Origin of the sequence: Rhizobium sp. BK619, from assembly GCF_014195245.1 — a bacterium.
Taxonomy (GTDB): domain Bacteria; phylum Pseudomonadota; class Alphaproteobacteria; order Rhizobiales; family Rhizobiaceae; genus Rhizobium; species Rhizobium acidisoli.
Window position 1 is genome coordinate 219,368 of record NZ_JACIBH010000014.1, and the last position, 23,749, is coordinate 243,116.

General features: G+C 60.7%; 17 protein-coding genes, 1 pseudogene and 1 riboswitch. Of the genes and pseudogenes, 7 read left to right on the forward strand and 11 right to left on the reverse strand.

Annotated features, from left to right (window positions below; translation table 11 throughout):
• Positions 1 to 23: 23 nt before the first annotated feature.
• From FHX14_RS25975 to FHX14_RS26005, 7 genes are all read right to left on the reverse strand, one after another.
• Positions 24 to 749 (reverse strand): SDR family oxidoreductase, encoded by a 726-nt coding sequence (locus FHX14_RS25975; protein ID WP_003595569.1) that lies wholly within the window; start codon positions 747 to 749, stop codon positions 24 to 26.
• Positions 733 to 1,140, reverse strand: a complete 408-nt coding sequence (locus tag FHX14_RS25980; protein WP_246713451.1) for a hypothetical protein — start codon at positions 1,138 to 1,140, stop codon at positions 733 to 735. The genes FHX14_RS25975 and FHX14_RS25980 overlap by 17 nt, the downstream gene beginning before the upstream one ends.
• Complete coding sequence (locus tag FHX14_RS25985) at positions 1,112 to 2,704, reverse strand: GMC family oxidoreductase (RefSeq protein ID WP_184379650.1); 1,593 nt, start codon at positions 2,702 to 2,704, stop codon at positions 1,112 to 1,114. The genes FHX14_RS25980 and FHX14_RS25985 overlap by 29 nt, the downstream gene beginning before the upstream one ends.
• Positions 2,704 to 3,150, reverse strand: a complete 447-nt coding sequence (fabZ, locus tag FHX14_RS25990; RefSeq protein WP_172643335.1) for a 3-hydroxyacyl-ACP dehydratase FabZ — start codon at positions 3,148 to 3,150, stop codon at positions 2,704 to 2,706. The genes FHX14_RS25985 and fabZ overlap by 1 nt, the downstream gene beginning before the upstream one ends.
• Positions 3,151 to 3,603: 453 nt before the next feature.
• Complete coding sequence (locus FHX14_RS25995; protein WP_246713452.1) at positions 3,604 to 4,269, reverse strand: class I SAM-dependent methyltransferase; 666 nt, start codon at positions 4,267 to 4,269, stop codon at positions 3,604 to 3,606.
• A 333-nt stretch (positions 4,270 to 4,602) separates the two neighbouring features.
• Complete coding sequence (locus FHX14_RS26000; RefSeq protein WP_184379654.1) at positions 4,603 to 8,076, reverse strand: AAA family ATPase; 3,474 nt, start codon at positions 8,074 to 8,076, stop codon at positions 4,603 to 4,605.
• Positions 8,076 to 9,344 (reverse strand): DNA repair exonuclease, encoded by a 1,269-nt coding sequence (locus FHX14_RS26005; RefSeq protein WP_184379656.1) that lies wholly within the window; start codon positions 9,342 to 9,344, stop codon positions 8,076 to 8,078. The genes FHX14_RS26000 and FHX14_RS26005 overlap by 1 nt, the downstream gene beginning before the upstream one ends.
• A 373-nt stretch (positions 9,345 to 9,717) precedes the next feature.
• Here FHX14_RS26005 and FHX14_RS26010 point away from each other — a divergent pair, with 373 nt between their 5' ends.
• Together FHX14_RS26010 and FHX14_RS26015 are read left to right on the forward strand one after the other, a co-directional pair.
• Positions 9,718 to 10,422, forward strand: a complete 705-nt coding sequence (locus FHX14_RS26010; protein ID WP_184379658.1) for a GntR family transcriptional regulator — start codon at positions 9,718 to 9,720, stop codon at positions 10,420 to 10,422.
• Between the two features lie 112 nt (positions 10,423 to 10,534).
• Entirely contained in the window at positions 10,535 to 11,503 is a 969-nt protein-coding gene (locus FHX14_RS26015) for a dihydrodipicolinate synthase family protein (protein WP_184379660.1), read from the forward strand.
• Between the two features lie 77 nt (positions 11,504 to 11,580).
• Here the strand turns inward: FHX14_RS26015 and FHX14_RS26020 are convergent, their stop codons facing one another.
• The 3 genes and pseudogenes from FHX14_RS26020 to FHX14_RS26025 form a co-directional block, all read right to left on the reverse strand.
• Positions 11,581 to 12,615, reverse strand: coding sequence for an Ldh family oxidoreductase (locus FHX14_RS26020; protein WP_184379662.1), 1,035 nt, complete (start codon positions 12,613 to 12,615; stop codon positions 11,581 to 11,583).
• Between the two features lie 162 nt (positions 12,616 to 12,777).
• Positions 12,778 to 12,926, reverse strand: a pseudogene (locus tag FHX14_RS33145) (ribokinase); the annotation flags it as partial.
• 143 nt (positions 12,927 to 13,069) lie between these two features.
• A complete protein-coding gene (locus tag FHX14_RS26025) occupies positions 13,070 to 14,023 on the reverse strand; it encodes a LysR family transcriptional regulator (protein WP_246713453.1) in 954 nt (317 codons plus the stop codon).
• A gap of 108 nt (positions 14,024 to 14,131) precedes the next feature.
• On the opposite strand from FHX14_RS26025, the gene FHX14_RS26030 reads away from it, so the two are divergent.
• From FHX14_RS26030 to FHX14_RS26040, 3 genes are all read left to right on the forward strand, one after another.
• Positions 14,132 to 14,941, forward strand: a complete 810-nt coding sequence (locus FHX14_RS26030) for a putative hydro-lyase (RefSeq protein WP_184379664.1) — start codon at positions 14,132 to 14,134, stop codon at positions 14,939 to 14,941.
• A gap of 79 nt (positions 14,942 to 15,020) precedes the next feature.
• Positions 15,021 to 16,295 carry an MFS transporter gene (locus FHX14_RS26035; protein WP_184379666.1) on the forward strand — a complete coding sequence of 425 codons (1,275 nt, stop codon included), beginning with the start codon at positions 15,021 to 15,023 and terminating at the stop codon, positions 16,293 to 16,295.
• Positions 16,296 to 16,388: 93 nt separating this feature from the next.
• Entirely contained in the window at positions 16,389 to 20,036 is a 3,648-nt protein-coding gene (locus tag FHX14_RS26040) for a hydantoinase B/oxoprolinase family protein (protein WP_184379668.1), read from the forward strand.
• A 114-nt stretch (positions 20,037 to 20,150) separates the two neighbouring features.
• On the opposite strand, the gene FHX14_RS26045 is transcribed toward FHX14_RS26040, so the two are convergent.
• Positions 20,151 to 20,597, reverse strand: a complete 447-nt coding sequence (locus FHX14_RS26045) for a GNAT family N-acetyltransferase (RefSeq protein WP_184379670.1) — start codon at positions 20,595 to 20,597, stop codon at positions 20,151 to 20,153.
• 134 nt (positions 20,598 to 20,731) lie between these two features.
• Positions 20,732 to 20,862: riboswitch (TPP riboswitch) on the forward strand.
• 93 nt (positions 20,863 to 20,955) lie between these two features.
• Here FHX14_RS26045 and thiC point away from each other — a divergent pair.
• Entirely contained in the window at positions 20,956 to 22,782 is a 1,827-nt protein-coding gene (gene thiC / locus FHX14_RS26050; RefSeq protein WP_184379672.1) for a phosphomethylpyrimidine synthase ThiC, read from the forward strand.
• Between the two features lies 1 nt (position 22,783).
• Entirely contained in the window at positions 22,784 to 23,734 is a 951-nt protein-coding gene (thiO, locus tag FHX14_RS26055; RefSeq protein WP_184379675.1) for a glycine oxidase ThiO, read from the forward strand.
• Positions 23,735 to 23,749 lie beyond the last annotated feature (15 nt).

Below are 23,749 nucleotides of genomic sequence, written 5' to 3' on the forward strand. Positions count from 1 at the left end.
TTCCAAGAACTGAGCGGTTCAGCTCAATGCAGCCCTCTGTCCAGCCGGAGGATCTGTCCGGTCATCTTCGATGACGCGTCGGACACCAGATAGGCGACAAGTTCAGCCACGTCGGCCACTACGACCACTCCCTGCAATGACGAACGCTCATCCAACGCTGTTCTTGCTTTTTCATCCATCTGGACAGCCATGTCGGTCTCGACCACCGCGGGCGCAATGGCATTGACGCGAATTCCGAATGGCCCCAGCTCGGTCGCCATCACCTTTGTGGCGTGGATCAGCGCAGCTTTGCTGCCACCATAAGCGAGCGTTCCCGCGTCTGAAAGCAGTCCGGCGGTCGATGCGATATTGACGATGGAGCCCGCCTTCGCCCGCACCATTCTCTTCGCCACATATTGAGAAAACAGAATCTGGTTGAAGTAATTGACGTCGAATACCCGTTTCAAATCCTGGATCCGAGCCATCGAAAACAGTCCGCCGGCAGCGACACCGGCGCAATTCACCAGCGCATCGATGCGCTGGTATTGCCGGTGAATTGCCTGTGCACATTCCTTCACCGAATCCGGGTCGGCAAGATCGAGCTGGAAGAAGCGGACATTGCCTTCATTCCCGGTCGGAAGCGCGGGAGACGGATGGCGACTGCAGGCGGCGACTGAGAACCCGTCCCCGACCAGTTTCCGAACAACGGCGAGACCTATACCTCTGCTGCCGCCTGTTACGACCGCAACGCGTTCAGGATCGTTCGGCATCTGCAAGCCCTCCGCAATTGGCGATCACCGGTTCCAGGAGATCATAGTCGATATCGTCCATTACGGTCCGGTTCGGGAAAAGCGGAACCGGTTTGCCGGTGAGCGCCCTCGTGACGGCCGGCGTCGAAAAATAGACGACCACCGATTGCTCTATGAAATGGTCGACCAAATCCGGTGCACCACTACGCAGCGCCTTGAGCAGGACATTGACGTCCTCAGGCCATGCAACCTCCGTCTCCTTCAGAATCAAGGCATCAATCTCGTCGAGACCCGCAAACCGTTCTCCCAGGCGCACGGCCGCAATTGCATCGAATGCCGGGACCGATCTTTCGCGCTCACCGGGAAACATTCTTGCCAGCAGTTTATAGGATGGTCTGTCTGACACGTTCATCGATGCGATCCGAAAGGAGAAGGGCGACTGCCTGGATGGTATTGGCAGGATTAACGCAGGAACCGGTAACGAAGACGCTGGAGTCGATGACGTAGAGGTTGTCGGTATCGTGAACTTTTCCCGATGGATCGACGACGGAGTGCCGCGGATCGTCGCCCATCCGCGCGGTTCCGAGCAAATGCCAGCCGGTGTTGCGGACCGGGCCATAGGCCGAGCTTCTCACGGCTCCCGCCGCCGCCATGAGTTCGCGCCCGCGGGTCATGCCGCGCACCATCATCTTTTTCGTATTTTCGTGCAGCTTGTAGTAAACCTTGATACCCGGATCTCCGAAACGATCCTGTCGTGTTTCGTCCAGCTCGATTCTGTTCTCCACTTCCGGCAGATCTTCGCAGATGATCGCCACAACGAGCTGCTTGCCATAGAGCGCATCGAAATCGCCATAGATATCGCTCCCGAAACGCAGCTTGCGTTTGCCGAGCGCAGACATCGCCGTCTCGACAGGCCCGGTGCCCCGCAACGCGTGCATCATATAACCAAGCTTGTATCCCGTGTCTTGCGAACGGTAAAACTGCAGGCTGTAAAGCATGCACCCCTGCGGGCCGGCGTCCGTGTCCATCCGCTCGGCAAAGATGCCTTCCACGTAACCAAGCGGATGGATCATCAGATTGCGGCCAACGAGACCCATCATATTGCCAATCCCTGTCGGGCGCTCGGCATTCCTCGAATTGAGGAGAATGCGCGGCGTACCGACAGCACTCGAAGCAAGGATGACGTTGTCAGCGAAAAACGCATGGCGCTCGCCGCTCGCATCAAAACCCTCGACGCCGTAAGCCACACCATCCTTGACAAGGACGCGCGACACAGCGAATTCGGGAACAACCGTTAGTCCTTGCCTCAAGGCATCCGTGAGATAGGTATTGTCGGCACTCGCCTTGGCCCCTTGCGGGCACCCCGTGTTGCAAGGGCCAAGATTGAGACAGGCGCTGCGCCCGCCTTTATCCCGCGTGGCGATTGCGGCAAAGCTTGGCCACCAGTGCCAGCCTTTTTCATTGAATGCCCGAGCGAGCCGGGCACCCGCCACGCCCAGCGGCACAGGAGGAAGCGCCTCCTCGATGTCCGGATAATAGGGATCGCCGACGAGACCGGACATGCCTATCTGCCGTTCGTTCAATGCGAAATACGGCATCAGTTCGGCATAGCTTAGCGGCCAGTCCTCCCCTAGGCCTTCATTGGTCTTCAACGCGAAATCCGGCTCAAGAAACCGTGGAAAATGACCGGAATACAACACCGTTGAACCACCAACGGCGTTGAAGTTGCATACGGCAATCGGGGAATCTGCGTCATCAACCGGGTAATCGAAACGGTTTTGCCGTTCTGCAATTGCTGGATTAAACTCCGCCTTCTTTCGGATCTCCCAGTCCGGGCCCGTGGATGGGTAGCTGGAGGCCTCCATTCGCGGGCCGCGATCAAGGCACAACACCCGATATCCCTTCGACGTCAACCGCCAGGCCGCTGCCGCTCCCGCTGCCCCGGCTCCGACAATGATGAAGTGGAAACGGTCCATTACTTCGGAAGAAACTGTTCTAGGATTTCCGGTATCGTAATCAACATATCGGCCTCGCAGGCGACAGTGCCGTTGGTATAACCCGCCGCGTGACCCTTACATATGCCGCGTCGCCAGCTGTCCACATAAGCCTCGATCTGCAGGCACTCTCCCGGCAGAACTTCCTTGCGAAAGCGCACCGTATGCTGAAGCGCATGAGTGATCATTCCCTTCAACCCTTCCTGCGTGGTGATCGCGACCGTGAGCATCTGCGCCATCGCCTCCAGCTGCAGCGCGCCGGGCATGTTCGGACGACCGGGAAAGTGAATGGGAAAATACCACTCGTTGTTGGAGAGGTTCTTGTAGCCCTTTGCATGTTTACCTGGCTCGACGTCGGTAACGCAGTCGATCATCAGGAAAGGATATCGATTTGGCTGATAATCCTTCAGCGCCTCACCGTTCAACATGAATCCCAATGTTCTTACTCCTGCTCTTTGTCGGACAGCTAAAGCATATTCGGGCGCGCGATCCCGGAAACACAATGTCCATCGATCTGACTCGCGAAATTAAGGCGTACTGGGACTTAACAAGCCAACCCTGCCGCAGCCTTGCGCAGAAACCCGCCCAACTTGCGCGGCAAAAGCGCCTGGCGAGCGACCAACATCGGAACCCCGCCGCTATCAGCTCGATAGCTTTCATGACCCGGACGGCACCCGGCAGATGACCACGGTGGAATGGTCGCACCTACTAACACATCCGCCCGAAAATCGGAATCGATTTTCGGGCGGATGTGTAGATTCAAAGTGTTAGGAGCGTCCTGCGTGCGTCCGAAAGGCTAACCGTCCCTTGCTAAGGCAACTCACGAAAGCTGGCCGAGGGTAAAGACAGAATGCTCGCCAGCGTTCGAGAAGCGGGAAACTTCACGCGCCCTTTCGCTTTCGCAGGACATAGCTGCTCTCGTACTCCGGCAATTGACCCAAAACATCATAACCTTCGAACAAGCCCGCTGCATTTATCCTATCTACGGCGGGTCCTACTTCCGGGGAATGGGCAAAATCGCCGTAGTCGTCGAAGACGACATACCCGCCAGGTACAACAAATCGCTCATAAAGAAGGAAATCTGCCCATACGTTCTCGCTCGCATGGCCGCCATCGATATGCAAAATCTTGAACTGTTTGGAAGCCTGAAGCGTGCGCTCGATGGCATTCTGCGAGTAGCCTCTTACCAAAATGCTGGTTCTATAGAGAGCGTTGCGAAAATAATCGACTTCTTGAAGCTGCCCTGGCAATTCGAATGGATCGATTCCAACGAGTTTTGTTGACGGTGACGAAAGCCTTTGCATGAAGGCGAGAGACTTGCCTTTCCAGACGCCGATCTCGACGATGTCTCCCTCGATCGAGGCCACGTCGATACTGAGAAATCCCAAAAGCTTGACGTAAGAATGAAAGGACAATTCTGTGCGCGACATGTATTTGACTGGCATCGCAGCATAAGCTGCGGCAAAATCTGTCCCCAGCTGATCCCATTCATTGTCGATACGTGCCCGTATTGCAGGATCCGTCATCAGCGTTTTTAGACTGTCCATTGCCCCGTCCATGATTGGCCTGCCAGATTTTGTTGTCTTTCCCTATCGACCAAGGGACCCAACCCACCCTCCCTTCGATGTGTTATTGCTCTGATTCTGTCAATATGGAGTGGCCCCATTTCGCCGGACAGATCGGCTGTCGGGAGCAGGCCTCGTAATCATAGCGTGCGCCGAAATTACGGGCCGCCCTGACAAGCTGTCGTCTAAACATGGCTTGGCCTCCGTGCGAAAATCGCAAGCGGCAGCAGCGCCGGGCCCACGATCAGTGCACGATCGTGCGCGATTTGGTCGAGTTCGGGCCCATGCATGCCAATCTCGGTGAGATGCGGCCAATCATGGCAGTTGGTGGATAGTCACGTTCGGAACGACGTCCCGTGCGATCTCGCAGAGATGCCAGTGATGCGTGAGGTAGATGACCTGTCCGACCTTTGCCATGTCGCCGAGCAGGCGGAAAACCTCTTCGGAGCGAGGATTGTCGAAGCTCTCCATAATGTCGTCGGCGACGAAGGGCACGGGCCTGCGAAGCGCTGCGAATTCCTCATAACCTGCCAGCCGAAGCGCGAGATAGAGCTGGAACTGCGTGCCCGTCGACATCGCGTCCGCAAGCTTCGAGCCACCATCGCGTGACACGCCGATCAGTATTTCCCTGTCCCGGTCGGGCTGAGTCGTCAGGCCGGAATAATTGCCGCCGGTGATCAGGCGGAAGGCTTCCGATGCGCGGTTCATCATCGAGCTGCGATGTTTTTCGCGATAGATATGCAGCGCCTGCTCGGCCGCAAGCGTGCCGGCACGAAGCGTCAGATGCCGTACGGCCAGTTCCTCGATCTCGAGGAAGATGGTTCGGCGCTTGGCCTCGATGCGTGCCACCGCGTCGTCCCCGCCGACGGCCTCGAGCTTCTGCCGCGCCAGCGACACATCGGAATAAAGAAGCTTCGCCCGCTCGGTGAGATCCTCGATCCGGGCGTCGAGCTCCATTGCATCGCGCTCGACGGCATCGGCGTCGACATGGGCAAGGCGCCGTTCGGCCTCGGCAAAACTCGTCGCGCGCAATGCTTCAGTGATCTGGTCGCGCAAGGTGGCGGCCCGCGCCTCCAGCCGGTCCCGATCCCGGGCCTGGCTCAGGAATGCATCGACTGAGGCAAGCGAGTCCGTGCCGAAATAACTGGTCAATTCGTTCCTGCGGGCATTGTGAACGGCCAGTTCTTCCTCCAGCGCCCGCTGTTTCTCCAGATGTTTTTCGAGATCCGCCTGCCGGTCTGCCCGAAGCTGAGCCGCATGCCGGGCGGCCTCATGGCGTTCCACAAGTGCATTGGCGGAGGCGAGCGTATCGGCTGCCAACGGGCTGAGGCCGCAGTCTGCGAGAAGACCGGCAATATCCCCGCGGAATTGCGCCCGGTCGCGTTCCATAGCGGCAACGCGGCTTGCGAGGTCATCCCGTTCCTTGAGGATGGCAGGCAGTGTGCCGAGCGCATTCAGCATGGCGCGGACGGCTGCCATCGAGCCGGCCTTGTCGGCAAACCAGCTGCGCGACAGCGCCTCCGCCCATTCCCGGTTCCAGGCAGCCATGGTGTCTTCCGCCTCCTGCCGGTCGCGCTCGCGTTCCCTGAGATCGTGGCTGAGATCGCCGATGGCCTTCGCATGCGCCTGCCGCGCCGCCCGCTCGGCTTTGCCGGCGGCAAGCATATCATTTGCAGCCTGCATCAGCTCGGTGACCGGCAGATGGTTTGCGTCACCAAGACCGGCATCCGCAAGACTGGCCGCAAGCGTCGCGACATGCCCGTCCAGTTCGCCGCGAAGCGCGTCCACCGTCTCTTCGGCCCGCTGCAGATCGCCCCAGGCGGCCAGCGCTGCGGCCCGCTTGGTGCTCCAGGTCTCAAGTGTCGCAATACGCGCTGAAGCTTCAGCATCATATTCGATGGCGCCGGGCAGCAGACCACGGATGCGTTCGGCAAGCGCATCATGTTCGGCGCGCGCCTCGGCGAGCAGTTCCCGTTGCCGCTCGATCGCTGCTGCCGTTGCCGCTTCCGTCTGGCGGAGCTGGCGCAGTTCCGCCAGTTCTTGTGCCCGCGACAGCCGGCCGGCGGATACCATGTCGTCCTGCCGCATCCGATCCTCGAATGCCCGGGCCGTGGCGGCATCCAGACTGGCGAGATGCACCTGCCAGGCGGCATCGCGTTCATCGCGCAGCCTCACGGCCTCGGCGTCGTCTATCGAACCACCGGCGACGAAGGTTGCGATCCGGGCTCCGGTCAGCGCCTGTTCAGTGCCGAGATCGCGGAGCCGCGCCTCGTGATCCTCAATGCGCCTGTCGATAGCAGTCACCTGACCGCGCCAGGCCTCGATCTGTCGAGGCTCCGCCGCGCTTGTCAATTGCAGGGCCACGGCGTCGCCGGTCCAGGGTACGAGCTGTGCGAACTGGTTCGCCTGTATTCGTCGCGCCTGGACAAGGGCCCGTTCTTCCATGGTGAGCCGCACCGCGAGATCGGACCCGCTCAGCCGGCTCAGCGCCGCCTCGATGCGCCCAAGCCGCGCGGGATCGAGAACCGCAGCTCCGTTTTGCGAGCCGTCTTCCTTGCCCAGCCTTTCGAGATTCTCCCGCGCTCGCACCAGTTCGCGGCTCGCGGCGGCCAGCTTCGTCTCAACGCCGGAGCGTCGTTCGATGAGATCGCGGATGATGCCGATCAGCGAGGCGGGCAGCAGCAGCGCCTCGGGCATCGCATGGCCCGGCTGTTCGAGATCGGCCAGAAGCCGCACCAGCACAGCTTCCTGTTCGGCGAGCGCCAGCCGGCGTTTCGGCAGGTCGCTTTCGGCCGCGAGATAGCGCGCCCGGCCCTGATCCAGCATGTCCCTATGCGCGGCGACCGTCAGCGCCTTGTCGTCGATCGCGATCGCCTCGATCTCGTCCGTAAGCTGGCGCAGCGTGCGGTCGGCAGTTTCGAGAAGCGCCTGCAGCCGCGTCTCATCGCGGGAAAGCTGCGGCAGCAGCGTGAACCATTCGGATGGCGGCCGCGGCAGATCGCCCATGCCGGCTACATCCGCGTCCAGCCGCCGGAGCTCCAGCGCCGCGGGCAGGGCGCCGAGAAGGCGCGCCAGCTCCTGATGCCGGGCCTTGGCCCCGGCCAGTTCCCGCGCGGTCGCGGTATAGGCGACGTCAGCCTGCTCGTAGGTCGATTTCAGGGCCGAATAAGTGGAGACAAGTGTGTCGATGGCATTGCGCTCGACCTTCAGCGCCTCGAGCGAGCGTTTGAGTTCCGCGAGCTTCGTGCTCGACGACCGCTTCTTGTAGATCACATTGGCTTCGTCGGCGGCCGTCACCAGCGAACGGCTGAGGCCGGCGAGGCCCGAACTTGCCGAGAATAGCAACTCGCCGAGTTCGCCCTTGCTTTGTATGATGGCGTTTCCGCCTTCCTTGAGCGACTGGTCGTCGAGTGAGAACATGGTGCGATAGGCCTCGCGACCGATGCCGCCGAGCACGCCGGCGAGAAGCGCCTCGTTCACAGCCTGCCCCCGATCGTCGACGAGACTGCCGGTCCGGAGCTTGAGCCGCGCCAGCTCGTATTCCGTGCCATCGAATTCCAGCCGCGCGCCAACCTTCATCGTGTTGTAGGGATGCAGGAAATTATAGGTGCTGCGCTCCCCTATGCCGTAGAGCAGATCGAGGTAGGCGGCAAAGGTGGTCGATTTGCCCGCTTCGTTCAGGCCGTAGACGATGTGCAGGTCGGGCGAGCTCGGACGGGCCGCGCCGAAATCGATCGAGTGGTCGGTGAACTTGCCATAGCGGGTAAGGTCGAGGCGGCGCAGGCGCATCAGCTTTCCACCCGGTCCGCAGCCTTCATCCGGGCGGCGATGTCCTCGGCGCCGTCGGCGAGAAGGCCGTCGATGAAGCGTTCGAAGCCCGCCTCATCATGCCCGGCGAATGCCCGGCTCTCGGGCGGCAGGTCGGCGAGCAGGTCCCGGACCATCTCCCTGACATCGTCGCGAAACCCGCTGCGGGCGATGACCTCGTCTCGCATCAGCGCAGCCAGCCCCACGACGGGATCGGCGGCGGATTCGCCTGCCAGAGTCGACGGCGCTTCGAACGCGAGTTCCAGCTTCTCGATCCAGGTCCGGCCGATCAGATCGCCGCGCTGCTCGGCTTCCGCTTGCATCAGGTCGATATCGCGGCGAAGCTGCCAGGAGAGCGGCGAGCGGCCGGAAAGCCTGAGGCGGGCGACGAGATGCGGCGACACCGTCCGGTCGCGCTGTGCCGTCAGTGCCGCTTCGACCGCCATGGCCGCATCACGCCAATCATCGACACCCGTGAGATCGACGTCAACGCGCTCGAATTGCGCGATGCTGGTGCGCCGCTCCTCGACCGTCACCGTCCGGTCGTCCGCGAGGGTCACCAGCGATACGGTCTTGACGCCCGACTCGTTGATGTCGCGGCCCTGCGGCATGCCCGGCATGATGACCGTCGCCGCGCCGGGATGATGGCTGCGCTGATGGAGATGGCCGAGCGCCCAGTAATCGAATCCCGAGGCGTGAAGGTCGAGCACGTTGCAGGGCGCATAGACGTCATGGCCGGCGGAGCCGGCGAGGCTCGTATGCATGATGCCGATATTGACCGCGCCCGCCACCGGCGGCTTGAACTTCGGCAGAAGCGGGTCAGGCGCGTGCGGCTTGGCGAAGCTCAGGCCGTGGATCGCAACCGACAGGCTACCCTTGGTGGCCTCCACGATCTCGGCATGGCCGCCGAAGATCTTCACCGTATCGGGCATCACCAGTTCCCTGGCGATCTTCGACATCGCATCGTGATTGCCGCGGATCTTGAAGACGACAATTCCCGCCCGGTGCAGCCGTTCCAGCTGGCTTGCCAGGAAGCGTGCCGTCTTCATAGACGTCTGCTCGCCGTCATAGAGATCGCCGGCGATGACGAGCGCATCGACCTGTTCCTCAAGGCACAGGTCGACGATCGCAACCAGCGCCTGCCGGCTGGCGTCACTCACGAGATCGGCCAGATCGGCGTTGCGAAGCGCCAACGACCGCAGGGGAGAGTCGAGATGGAGATCGGCGGTGTGGACGAAACGATAAGCCATGAATGCCGAACGCGTTGCGATAGGATGATGAGCGGGGCCTCGGCCAGATAACCGCGCGGTCGCTGTCACCTGGCCGTAAACATTAGAATATGGAGCACGCGCCCAAGCGGCGCGAGCGAAATGGGCCTGGCAAACCGGCCCATCCACAATCAATATTGGTCGATCAGCGACGGCGCCGCAGCCGATCCACCCTGCTGCCATGCCGCCTTTGTTCCATAACATGCATTACGCCGCTTTGTTATGTTATAACGCCGGTCTCAGATGTTAAAGTGCCCTTGTCGAGAATCCCTGACATCTTCCCGCGGAACCGGATTTGAAGATTTGATGCAGCATGAAACTCATTGTATTTGTCGTGTCGACAAGAGGAGTTTTTATGTCCGACATCGATCCCAGCTCTTTTCCCGAACGCAAGCGCGGCTCCGGCGTGAAGCTGGTCTACGACCTGCTGCGCGACGAGATACTCGACCTGAAGCTCGCGCCCGGCAGCCCGATAGACGAGGTGCAGTTGGCGGAGCGGTTCAAGATGTCGCGGACACCGATCCGCGAAGCGCTGGTGCGCCTCGCCGGTGACGGGCTGATAGAAACATTGCCGAACCGCTCGACTATGGTGTCGAACATCGATTTTCTCAATCTCAGTACATTCTTCGACGCCCTCGTCCTGATGTATCGGGTCACGACGCGGCTGGCGGCGCAGAACCATCGCCGCGAGGACCTGCCCTCTATCCATCGTTTCCACGAGGACTATGCGGCTGCAATCGAAGCGCGCGACACGCTGGCGATGATCGCCACCAACGCCGCCTTCCACGCCGCCATCGCCGAGGCCGGGCGCAACCCTTATTTCACCGGGCTTTTTCGCCGGCTGCTCGATGAAGGCCGGCGCATTCTCCGCCTTTACTACCAGTCCTACGACGAACATTTTCCGCAGCAATTCGTCGACGAACATGCAGAGATCATTGCCGCGATCGAGGCGCGGGATGTCGAGGCGGCCGATCGTCTGGGCAAGGTCCACGCCGAACAGATTGTCGCCCAGGTGCAAGAGCTTTTCAGTCGCAGCGGCAAGCTCGACATCGCGCTATAAAAGGCTTTGTATTTTTCTTGTCGACAAGTAGAACGCAGGATGTTATCTCCATCCGCGAACAGGTCGGCGACCTTTGCCGATCAAGCCTCCCCCAGCGCTGAAGGAAATCGACATGAAGGCCACAATTTTTTCCGGCGTCATTCCTGCCTTGATGACGCCCTGCAAGGACGATCGTACACCTGACTTCGACGCACTGGTGCGCAAGGGCAAGGAACTGATCGAAAAGGGCATGTCCGCCGTCGTCTATTGCGGCTCGATGGGCGACTGGCCGCTGCTGACGGACGAACAGCGCATGCAGGGCGTTGAGCGCCTGGTGCAAGCCGGCATTCCGGTCATCGTCGGCACCGGCGCCGTCAACACAGCTTCGGCTGTTGCGTATGCTGCGCATGCCCAGAAGGTGGGTGCCCAGGGCCTGATGGTGATCCCGCGCGTCCTGTCGCGCGGCACGGTCGTCGCTGCCCAGAAGAACCACTTCAAGGCGATCCTTTCGGCCGCCCCGAACCTGCCGGCCGTCATCTACAACAGCCCCTATTACGGCTTTGCCACCCGCGCCGACCTGTTCTTCGCGCTGCGCCAGGACCACAAGAACCTCGTCGGCTTCAAGGAATTCGGCGGCGCGGCCGACATGCGTTATGCGGCCGAAAACATCACCAGCCGCGACGATGACGTCTCGCTGATGATCGGCGTCGACACCTGCGTCTTCCACGGCTTCGTCAACTGCGGTGCTGTCGGCGCGATCACCGGCATCGGCTGCGTGCTGCCGAAGGAAGTCATCCACATGTGCAAGCTCGCCCAGGCTGCGGCCGCCGGCGATCCTGATGCCCGCCAGCGTGCGCTGGAACTGGAATCGGCGCTTGCCGTGCTCTCCTCCTTCGACGAAGGCCCGGACCTCGTTCTCTACTTCAAACACATGATGGTGCTGAAGGGCGACAAGGAATACACGCTGCACTTCAACGAGACGGACGCGCTGTCCGAAAGCCAGCGCGGCTATGTCGAAGCCCAGCTGAAGCTGTTTGACACCTGGTACGCCGAGTGGAGCAAGCTGCCGGGCGCCGTGCAACAGTACAAAGCCGCTGCATAATTCATCGACTTAAAGGCTGAAGGCCCTCCTCGCGGAGGGCCTTTTTATTTGTACATCAGACAAAAAGGACGACGTCGTCACGAGACCGCTTCGAGACCTTTTTCGAAAAGACGGTCAAGCAGCTCCAACTCGGCGGCCGTCAGTACGACACCTTCCGCCTCGGATTTCTCGCGGGCGGCGAAGCGGCGCTGCGAAGGCAGGCGGGCGCCGCTGCCGACAATCGCCTCGAAAAGCAGCTCGGCGCGGGCGAAGGGATCGCCGGGGCGGCCGGCGGCAAAGGCCTGCGGTGACATCGCGATGATGAGTTCGCCGTGGAAGGGGGCAAGTGTCGTCGTGCCGAGATAGTCGAGCACTTCGGGGCTGGTCAGATCACCGATCATGATGCCGGCGAGCAGTTCGATCATCGTGCCGATGGCCGATCCCTTGTGTCCGCCGAAGGGCAGCATGGCGCCGGCAAGGGCGGCTTCCGGATCGGTCGTCGGATTGCCGTCGGCATCGATCGCCCAGCCCTCGGGAAGCTGCTTGCCGGCGCGGCGGTGCAGCTCGATTTCTCCGCGGGCGGCGACGGAGGTCGCAAAGTCGAAAACATATGGCGGGGCGTCCTGGCGCGGCCAACCGAAGGCGAAGGGGTTCGTGCCGAGCAACGGCTTGTTGCCGCCGGCGGGCGCGACGGTCGCATAGCTCGGGCACATGACGAGGCCGGCAAGGCCCTCTTTGGTGACCGCCTCCACTTCGGGCCAGAGCGCGGAGAAGTGGGTGCAATCATTGATGACGAGGGCGGCAATGCCGAGTTTGCGTGTGCGTTCGGCCAGCGCCGGCACGCCGAGTTCGAAGGCCGCATTGGCAAAGCCTCCGTCGGCATTGACCTTGACGATGGCGGACCCTTCATTGAGGTCCAGTTCCGGCACCGCGTCCGGCTTCACCTTCCCTGATTTGACGGTGCGCAGCGCGCCCTCGATGCGGTAGATGCCGTGCGACTTGCAGGCGTCTCGCTCACCGGCGACGATGACCCGAGCAAGCGCCCCGGCCTGCACGGCATTGAGGCCGGCCTTGAGGAAGATGGCTTCGACACGGCCATGCAGGTCGGCAATCGTCAGGGAGGTGTTCGTCATGCTGCGTTCTCCTCGGCCAAGTTTAAGGGACGTTTATCCTGCATACATATAGTATGCAAGATTTCAACTCTAGCAGTTCCACAACTTACGCGACCGCGCCTTGAGACAAAGCTCCAAGTGACCGAAAATTCCGATTCCACCGGATTGCCTTGCGATGTTCAATCACGAGGAACGCAGCACGGCACTGATCTCGGCGCGTGAAGGCATGGCTGGGCTGTGCCGACCGTGTTACGGCGATTGCAGCCGTCGCACAGCCGAAACGGATGGCCTCGATCGGCGGCTGTCCTGTCAGAAATCGCCGTCGCAAAACCAGGTGGGCGGGGTCAAAGGCCAGCAAGCGAATGCTTGCCGGACTCCCCCTTCGGCCTTTGCGCGGTCCTATTCCCGCACCTGCTCGTTCCGGTCGTCGGTCTGGTTGTTGGTGATAGATCTGCATGGTTGAGATCGGATTCGGCTACAACGGCTGGGCTTCAATCGGTTCGCCGATGTCCTCCAGGCGGCCCGCACCAAAATCACGCCGATCCACGGCACCTTCTACCGCCCGGGAGGCGATTTCTACAACTTCTTCCAAGGTGCGACGGTCGGGCGTTCCGAGCCAGCCGGCAACGAACTGCAGATCCGGGAGGCTGGGAGAGATTTCGAGATCCACCAACCTTTTGGCCGCCAGTTCAACTGTGACAATGGAAGGCGGTATGACGGCAATTCCCAGGCTGTCCAATGCCATGCGAATCAGCGTCGCCAGCGACGAACTCGCATATATTCTCGGCGTCGGCAGGGCCGGATCGGAAAAAAGCTCAGTGACCTGGACGTAGGGCTGCGTGTTGCGCGCAAAAGTCAGGATCGGCCAACGCGCGATTTGCTCCAGTGAGCCGTCTTTAAGATCCGCCTTGATTTTTGGGCTGGCGACAAAACTGATTGGAAACCGACAAAGCGGGCGTTGAATGACGGCCGGCGCGCTTAAAGGTCCGACGAGGAAGGCCAAGTCGATTTTCTGCTGGAGCAATCGTTCTCTCAAATGGGTGGAAATGTCGACTTCGATCTCCAGCGCAAGCTTTGGATAGGTGCTGCTCACCTGTTCGAGAAACCGCGGAAGCCATGTGTGAACGACCGTTTCTGCCACACCCAGCTTGAATGTGCCGCTGAGATGGGTTCGGTCGGCGACTGCGTGAATCATTTCCGCCCGGAGCCGAAGGAGCCGATCTGCATAAGCCAGCACCTGACGCCCGGCGGGCGTAACAGTCAATGCCCGGTTTGAGCGATCGAACAACTGCGTTCCGAGCTCGTCCTCCAACTGCGCCACACGCACGGAAATGGCTGGCTGGGTTGTATTCAGCTTGTCTGCGGCTGCGCGGAAGCTTTCGAGCTGTGCAATCCACAGCACTGTTTCGAGGCCCTTGAAGTCCACCATTCCTACATCTTCTTCAATAAACAGAATTTATCATTATTCATGAAAAACGACAATTTGCAATTATCACGGTTTCGAAGATGCTTGTACCCGGAGAAACGAGGTACTTTCATGAACATCTCTTCGACGCTTCAGAAACAGGCTTTTTCCGATCCGCTCGCGATCCGGGCGATCTGCAGGAATGGCAGCTGGAAACGAGAAACCAGTGGCGCAGCGCCTGGCTATGTCCAAGCTAATCTGGCAATCTTGCCGAGTGCTCTTGCGGATGATTTTCTGCGCTTCTGCGTGCGCAACCCCAAAGCATGTCCGGTGGTGGGAATCTCGGAGAAGGGATCACCTCGTATTCCGGAACTAGGTCTCGACCTCGATGTCCGAACGGACGTGCCGAGATATCGGGTCTGGAAAGACGGAGTGTTGGCGGACGAACCAACGAATATCAGGGATCTGTGGAGCGACGATCTGGTCGCCTTCGCCATCGGTTGTTCCTTTTCATTTGAAGAAGCGCTGATCTCAAACGGAATAAAGCTTCGCCACGTTGCAGAACGGCATAATGTCGCGATGTACCGGACCAATATCGAATGTGTCCCGGCAGGACCCTTTTCAGGTCCGATGGTCGTGTCCATGCGACCGCTCGTTCCAGCCGACGCTATCCGCGCGGTCCAGATCACGTCGAGAATGCCGGCGGTGCACGGCGCCCCCATCCACATCGGCTTGCCCGCGTCCATCGGGATCGTGGACATCGAGCAGCCAGACTACGGCGATCCAACACGCATCATGCCCGATGAACTGCCCGTTTTCTGGGCATGCGGGGTAACGCCGCAAGCCATCATCGAGGCTGCGCGCCTGAAATTTGCGATCACGCACGCGCCCGGCTGCATGCTGGTGACGGACAAGCCGAACGCCGCTCTCGTCGCCTTCTAGATGGAGCAATGACACCCGCCAATAAAAACTGGGAAAACCGCGGGATAATGACAGACTCAAGAACGAAAAGGGGAATAGCATGACAGACAATTTCGCAGTCTCCACGCGCCACGAGCAGCGCGGTTGGTATGGTGAACTGACGCAACCGGGGAGGCGCACGTTTTGGGCTTGCTTTTCCGGATACGCGCTGGATGCCTTCGACGTCCAGATTTACAGTCTCGCAATACCGGCGATCATTGCCACGCTGGCGATTTCCAACACTGATGTCGGCATCATCGCCACGGTGACGCTTCTTGCGTCCGCGCTGGGTGGATGGTTTGCCGGCATTCTCGCCGACCGGTTCGGGCGGGTGCGCACATTGCAGATCACCGTGATCTGGTTCGCCGTGTTCACCTTCTTCAGCGGTTTTGCACAGAATTTCGAGCAGCTTCTCGTATGCCGTGCACTGATGGGGCTTGGTTTCGGTGGCGAATGGTCGGCCGGCGCGGTGCTGATGGCCGAAGTCATTGCGGCAAAGCATCGCGGCAAAGCGGTCGGCATGGTCCAGAGTGCTTGGTCCGTCGGCTGGGGCGCAGCCGTTTTGCTGTCGACCGTCCTGTTCAGCCTGATGCCGCAGGAGGAGGCTTGGCGCGGGCTGTTCTGGGCTGGGCTCGCACCGGCCATTCTCGCCATCATCGTGCGCCGGTTCATCCAGGAACCCGAGGTGTACATCACCTCGCGGAAAAACCTGAAAGCCTCTGGCGAGGTTGTGCGCATTACCGAAATCTTCGCCCCCTCGATGATCGGCCGCACCATGCTGCTGTCGTTGATGACCACCGGTGCGCAAGGCGGCTATTATGCGATCGCTACCTGGCTCCCGAGCTTTCTGAAGTCAGAACGGCAATTGAGTGTCATAGGCAGCGGCGGCTATCTCGCCGTCATCATCGTCGGTTCATTCTTCGGTTATGTCACGGGCGCCTATTTGTCCGACATCATCGGCCGCCGCAAAAAGTTCATGTTGTTCGCCATCGGCGCGATGGTGACCGTCGTGGTCTACACCTACTTGCCGATCAACAATACGCTGATGCTGTTTCTCGGTTTTCCGCTAGGCTTCTTCGCTTCCGGCATCTTCGCCGGAATGGGAGCCTTTCTCACGGAGAATTTCCCAACCCGCACTCGCGCGGCGGGCCAGGGCTTCACCTATAATTTCGGTCGCGGCGTCGCCGCCTTAAACCCGACGCTGGTCGGCATTGCGACGGCTTCCATGCCGCTTGGCAAGGCGATAGCCATTTTCGCGGTTATCGCATACATGCTGGTCATCGTCGCAGCTTTCGCGCTGCCCGAAACGAAGGGCAAGGAACTGGCGGCCGACTGATCCTATCGGTGGACTGCGGCAAGCCGCTGCAGTCCACTCTTCTTCCACGATCAAAGAAACAAGGACCGTGCATTTCGCGCGGATGGATGAGTCATGAGTCAATCACATTGGGATTTCTGGATCGATCGCGGCGGCACGTTTACCGATGTCATCGGACGCGATCCCGCAGGCCAGTTGCACGCCCGCAAGATGCTTTCCGAAAATCCGAGTGCCTACCGGGACGCAGCTGTTGCCGGCATCAGAGCTTTGATGAAGCTCGATGCCAATGACCCGATACCAGTTGGTGCAATCGGCGAGGTCCGCATGGGAACCACGGTTGCGACCAATGCCCTGCTGGAGCGCAAAGGAGAGCCAACGGCTCTCATGACCACTCGCGGCTTCCGCGACGCGTTGGAGATCGGCTATCAGGCGCGACCCGATATTTTCGCCAAACATATCGTCAAACCCGACCTTCTCTATGGCTTCGTCGCCGAAATCGACGAGCGGGTTCTCGCCGACGGCGAGGTCGAGAAGGAGTTGAACGAAACGGAAGTCCGCAAAGCCCTCGAAGAGATCATCGCCCGCGGGTTCAAATCCCTCGCTATCGTCTTGATGCATGCCTATCGCTACCCTGCCCACGAGCGGGCAATTGCCGCGATCGCCCGCGGAATGGATTTTTCGCAGATTTCGGTCAGTCATGAGGTTTCGCCGCTGGTCAAATTCGTCGGTCGCGGAGACACGACGGTCGTCGACGCCTATCTGTCGCCGATCCTTCGCCGCTATGTGGCGCAGGTGGCTGAAGAACTGGATCTCGAGCGAACTGGAGCCCGGTTGATCTTCATGACATCCGCCGGCGGATTGACCGCCGCCAGTCTGTTCCAGGGCAAGGACGCCATTCTGTCGGGACCTGCCGGTGGCGTGGTCGCGCTAGCCCAGACCGGCGCGGAGGCCGGTTTCGCAAAAGTGATCGGCTTCGACATGGGGGGCACTTCGACGGACGTTGCGCATTTCGCTGGAGAATATGAGCGGACGTTCGAAACCCAGGTCGCCGGCGTGCGGATGCGTGCACCGATGATGCAGATCCATACCGTCGCTGCCGGCGGCGGCTCGCTTCTGCGCTACGACGGTGCGCGTTTCCGCGTCGGCCCTGAATCCGCCGGCGCCAACCCTGGACCGAAAGGCTATCGCAAAGGCGGCCCGCTTGCCGTCACGGATGCCAATATCATGGTCGGCAAACTCATTCCTGACATGTTCCCGGCGATCTTCGGCGAAAACCAGGATCAACCCCTGGACTATCCCGCGGTCAAGGCTGCCTTCGATGAACTCGCCGCGGAAATCGGCGATGGGCGCAGCGGCGAGGAAGTGGCCGACGGGTTCCTCAAGATCACCGTCGCGAACATGGCAGAAGCCGTGAAGAAGATCTCCATCGCGCGCGGATATGATGTCAGCGGTTATGCGTTGAATGCGTTTGGTGGGGCCAGCGGCCAGCACGCATGCATGGTCGCCGATGCGCTCGGCATGACCAAGGTGCTTGTCCACCCCTTTTCCGGCCTGCTTTCCGCCTACGGCATGGGGCTTGCCGAAATCCGCGCCATGCGCCAGGTCTCACTCGATCTCCCTCTGTCTGCGGACAACATTGACGCAATCGCTGCGGCTGCTCAGCCCTTGTCCGAGGAAGCAATCCGGGAGGTCGGCGAACAAGGGGTCGACGCCAAGGAAATCGCCGTCAATCTGCGGCTCCTTATCCGCTATGCCGGTGCCGACGCTGCGCTGGAAATCAGTGCTGCCCGCATCGAAGCAGAAAAAGGCGAGATCACCATCAGCGACTTCAACGGCGATACCCTGAAAAGGAGATTCGATGCCGCGCATGAATCTCGCTTCGGATTTGTCGACCACAACAAGCCGCTGATCGTCGAAACGCTCGTCACCGAGGCAGTCGGAGGCGGACGGCACGTCGAGTTGTTGGCAGACCCGGTCGCACACGCTATCGATCCACAGCCCTTAGCCCAAACACGGTTCTTTTCCGAGGGGGAATGGCACGACGCCCCCATCTATCGGCGTGAGAAGCTTTCCTCTGGTCAGAGGATCACCGGTCCGGCCCTGTTGATCGAACCCAATCAGACCATTACCGTCGAGAACGGATGGACGGCCACGCTGACAGCGCGGGACCACATCGTACTCGAACGCAGAGCCGCCAAATTGCGGTCGGCTGCTCTCGGGACTGGCGCCGATCCGGTCATGCTTGAGATATTCAACAACCTCTTCATGTCGATTGCGGAGCAGATGGGCTTCACGCTGCAGAACACGGCCTCCTCCGTCAACATCAAGGAGCGCCTCGACTTCTCCTGTGCGGTCTTCGATCGCCATGGCGCGCTTGTCGCCAATGCGCCTCACGTTCCCGTACATCTCGGATCGATGGACCGGTCGGTGGAAGCGATCATCGCGGGCAACCCGATCATCCACCCTGGAGACGTCTTTGCCATCAACGCGCCCTATAATGGTGGCACGCACCTGCCCGATATCACCGTCTGCACTCCGATCTTCGACCACGCGGTGCAGAACATCCTGTTCTGGGTCGCATCCCGTGGCCATCACGCCGATATTGGTGGCACCGCTCCGGGATCAATGTCGCCGAACGCCCGGACCATCGACGAGGAGGGCGTTTATATCGACAATTTCAAGCTCGTCGACCAGGGCCGGTTTCGGGAGACGGAACTGACCCAATTGCTGACGAAAGCACCCTACCCTGTTCGCAATCCCGATCAGAACGTCGCGGACCTCAGGGCCCAGATCGCCGCCAATCAGAAGGGTGCCGACGAATTGCGAAAGATGGTGGCGGAATTCGGCCTCGATGTCGTGGAGGCCTATATGGGATATGTGCAGGACAATGCTGCGGAAAGCGTCCGCCGGTTGATCGCCCGTCTCGATGATGCCGAGTTCACCTATCCGATGGACCAAGGATGCGCGATAAAGGTCCGCGTCAGCATCGATCGTGTAAAACGCGAGGCTACTGTTGACTTTACCGGGACATCGGGGCAGCAGCCGGACAATTTCAATGCGCCCGAACCGATCACGCGTGCGGCAGTCCTTTATGTCTTCCGTGTTCTGGTGGAAGACCGTATCCCGATGAATGCTGGCTGCTTGCGGCCAATCAGAATCATCGTCCCTGAAGGGTCGATGCTTGCTCCCCGCCGCCCTGCAGCGGTCGTCGCTGGAAACGTCGAGGTGAGCCAGGCCGTCACCAATTGTCTCTTCGGCGCGCTCGGGATGTTGTCCTCGTCGCAAGGCACGATGAACAATCTGACCTTCGGTGATGAGGCGCACCAGTATTACGAAACGCTTTGCTCGGGCGCGCCGGCGGGCGAAGGTTTTGCCGGCGCTGCCGGTGTCCATTCCCACATGACGAATTCACGCCTAACCGATCCGGAAATCCTCGAATTGCGCTTTCCCGTCGTGCTTGAGGATTTCCACATACGTGGAGGTTCGGGGGGCAGAGGTCGCTGGAATGGGGGAGACGGCACCAGCCGCACGATCCGTTTTCGGCGCGCGATGGACTGCGCGATCCTGTCCGGCCATCGTATCGTGAGGCCGTTTGGGCTCGCTGGCGGGGAAGCGGGAGAAACAGGCGAAAACCGTATTCGCCGCCTCGACCGACAAATCGAAATCCTTCCGGGGTGCGCACAGACGCGACTTCGCGACGGAGAGGCAATCACGATCATCACTCCGACAGGGGGGGGCTATGGAGTTCCCAGCAGCAGGTGAGGCTTGACACACACGAGGTGCGGGGTCCCGCGCCGATCGACCCGACGCCAGCTGACGAGGCTCGAATTCTTCCGCTTGCCCTCAAGCTATGGCAAACCAATACAGCCCTAACCGCTACGCACTCGATTTGGAGTAGAGGCCGAGGTTGCTGCCGATGGCGAACCCGCAGCGCTGATAAAATGTCGACAACGCACCTTCTCGCTGCGAGACCAACCAGACGCTGTTGCATCCCTCGGCCTTTGCTGTTTCGAAAACTGCTGATAGCAGCGCGGTCCCTATTCCCGCGCCTTGGGCTTCGGGCAGCACCGACAGCTCATCAAGATAAACGACCGGACCGGCATGGCGGCGCTGTCGTATGCCCAGCGCGATCCCCAGTACCTTGCCTTCGTCAAAGGCCGCAAGCGCAATGGATTTCGGCGTTTCAAGCACGGTGTTTACATTTTCAAACGCCGCTTCAAGCGACCAGTTCTCGTTCCACGGAGGTCCCGAATAGGCACTGACCAGCACACTGGCGGCGCCATGGAGATGTTCTAGCGTAAGACGTTCAATCCGAAACGACATAAATCCACCTGACGTTGAGTGAGTTGACATTTGCCGCAGTTCGATCGGTAACGCAACAGGCTCGAGACAGACGATCTACGGAAACGACAAAGCTGTAAGCTTGACACAACCAGCGACCGCGCTTTACGACTGTCGGCATTCACCAGGGGAGTCCCGCAAGGGGCTGAGATACTGCTGGACAATAAGGCTTAGCCTGTTGTGGCGCAGTGACCCGTTGAACCTGATCCAGTTCATACTGGCGTAGGGACGGTGCAAGCGCTCGAAGGCTGCGGATTCACGCGTGGAATCCGTGCCGGCGTCTTTCCATCATTCCGGCTGATTGACTGGGTCTCCAACTTACAACTTGGAGCCTCAAACCATGACCATTGCCGTAGAGAATCTCACCCCGACCGTCACCACCGGCCCGCTGCCGGCATCGCGGAAGATCCACATTCCGGGAGATATCCATGGCGATATCCGCGTGCCGATGCGCGAAATCAGCGTCCATCCGACCGCCGGCGAACCGCCTGTCATCGTCTATGATTCCTCCGGCCCTTACACGATCGAAGGTGCGGAGATCCGCATCGAGCAGGGCCTTTTCCCACTGCGCCGCGACTGGGTGCTGGCCCACGGCGACGTCGAAGCCTATGACGGCCGCCATGTCCGCCCCGAAGATAACGGCTTTGTCAGCGGCGACCGGCTGACGCCGGAATTTCCGGGGCGGCGCAGGCCGCTGCGCGCCAAGGACGGCAAAGCCGTCACCCAGCTCGCCTATGCACGGGCCGGCGTCATCACGCCGGAGATGGAGTTTGTGGCCATTCGCGAGAATCTCGGCCGCAAGGCGAAGGCCGAAGCCCTGGTGCGTGACGGCGAGAGCTTCGGCGCCGATATTCCCGATCACGTGACGCCGGAATTCGTCCGCCGGGAGGTCGCCGCCGGCCGGGCGATCATCCCGGCCAACATCAACCATCCCGAAAGCGAACCGATGATCATCGGCCGGAACTTTCTGGTGAAGATCAACGCCAATATCGGCAACTCCGCCGTCACCTCATCGATGGCTGAGGAAGTCGAGAAGATGGTCTGGGCTGCCCGCTGGGGCGCCGATACGGTGATGGATCTGTCGACCGGCCGCAACATCCACAATATCCGCGAATGGATCATCCGCAATTCGCCGCTGCCGATCGGCACGGTGCCGCTCTACCAGGCGCTGGAAAAGGTTGGCGGCATCGCCGAAGACCTCACCTGGGAGATCTATCGCGATACGCTGATCGAGCAGGCCGAACAGGGCATCGACTATTTCACCATCCATGCCGGTGTCCGGCTGCATTACATCCCGCTCACCGTCAATCGCGTCACCGGCATCGTCTCGCGCGGCGGTTCGATCATGGCCAAGTGGTGTCTGCATCATCACCGCGAAAGCTTCCTCTACGAGCATTTCGAGGAAATCTGCGATATCTGCCGGGCCTATGACGTCTCCTTCTCGCTCGGCGACGGCCTTCGCCCCGGCTCGATCGCCGATGCCAATGATGCGGCGCAATTTGCCGAACTCGAAACGCTGGGCGAGTTGACGAAAATCGCCTGGGCCAGGGATTGCCAGGTGATGATCGAGGGACCTGGCCATGTGCCGATGCATAAGATCAAGGAAAACATGGACAAGCAGCTCGCCGTCTGCGGCGAGGCGCCCTTCTACACGCTCGGACCGCTGACGACGGATATCGCGCCGGGCTACGATCACATCACCTCCGGCATCGGCGCGGCGATGATCGGCTGGTTCGGCACGGCCATGCTCTGCTACGTCACCCCGAAAGAACATCTTGGCCTGCCCGATCGCAACGACGTCAAGACCGGCGTCATCACCTACAAGATCGCCGCCCATGCCGCCGACCTTGCCAAGGGGCACCCGGCCGCCCGCCTGCGCGACGACGCCCTGTCGCGGGCGCGCTTCGAATTCCGTTGGGAAGACCAGTTCAACCTGTCGCTCGACCCCGACACCGCCCGCAGCTTCCATGACGAGACCCTGCCGAAGGAAGCGCACAAGGTGGCGCATTTCTGTTCGATGTGCGGCCCGAAATTCTGCTCGATGCGCATATCGCACGACATCCGCGCCGAAGTGCAAAAGGAAGGGCTGGATGCGATGGCGGCGAAATACCGTGAGGGCGGCGATCTCTATATGCCGATCGATACCCACGCCAACGGGGCGGAATGACATGCGCGTGCTTGTGAAAGGGGCCGGCGTCGCCGGCCTCACCGTCGCCCGCGAATTGCATGCCCGTGGTGCCGATGTGACGGTCTTCGATCCTCATCCGGACTTCGCTCATGCCGCCTCCTGGCTCGCCGGCGGCATGCTGGCGCCCTGGTGCGAGCGGGAAAGTGCCGATGAGGCGGTGCTGACGCGTGGTCTCGATGCCGCCGACCGCTGGGAAGCGATCCTGCCGGGCAGCGTCGTCCGCAACGGCACGCTGGTCGTTGCCTCGACGCGCGACCATGGCGAGCTGAAGCGGTTTGCCAGCCGCACGACCGGTTACGAATGGGTGGAAGAGGATGATATCGCCGCCCTCGAGCCCATGCTCGCCACCCGTTTCAGGCACGGCCTGTTCTTCCCACGCGAAGCGCATCTGGACCCGCGTCAGGCGTTGCGCGGATTGAAAGAACAACTGTCGGCAAACGGCATCACCTTTACCGACACGGATCCGAGCGAAGACGATTTCTCCGATATTGTCGACTGCACAGGTGCTGCCCGCATCGGGCAAGAGCGCGATCTGCGCGGCGTGCGGGGCGAAATGCTCTATCTCCATACCGATGAGGTCAGCCTCGCCCGACCCGTCCGCCTGCTGCATCCGCGTTTTCCCGTCTATATCGTCCCCCGCGGCAACGGGTTTTTCATGGTCGGCGCGACGATGATCGAAACCGATGCCGACGGCCCGATCACCGCACGTTCGCTGATGGAACTGCTGAACACGGCCTATGCGCTGCACCCGGCCTTTGCCGATGCCGCCGTCGTCGAAACCGGCGCGGGCATCCGCCCTGCCCTGCCCGACAATCTTCCGCGCGTCGTGCGGGAGGGGAAGGTCGTCGTTTTCAACGGTCTTTATCGCCACGGTTTTCTGCTGGCGCCAACCATGGCGGCCGAGGCCGCCGATCTCGTTTTTTCCAAATAGCCGAAGAAAGGAACA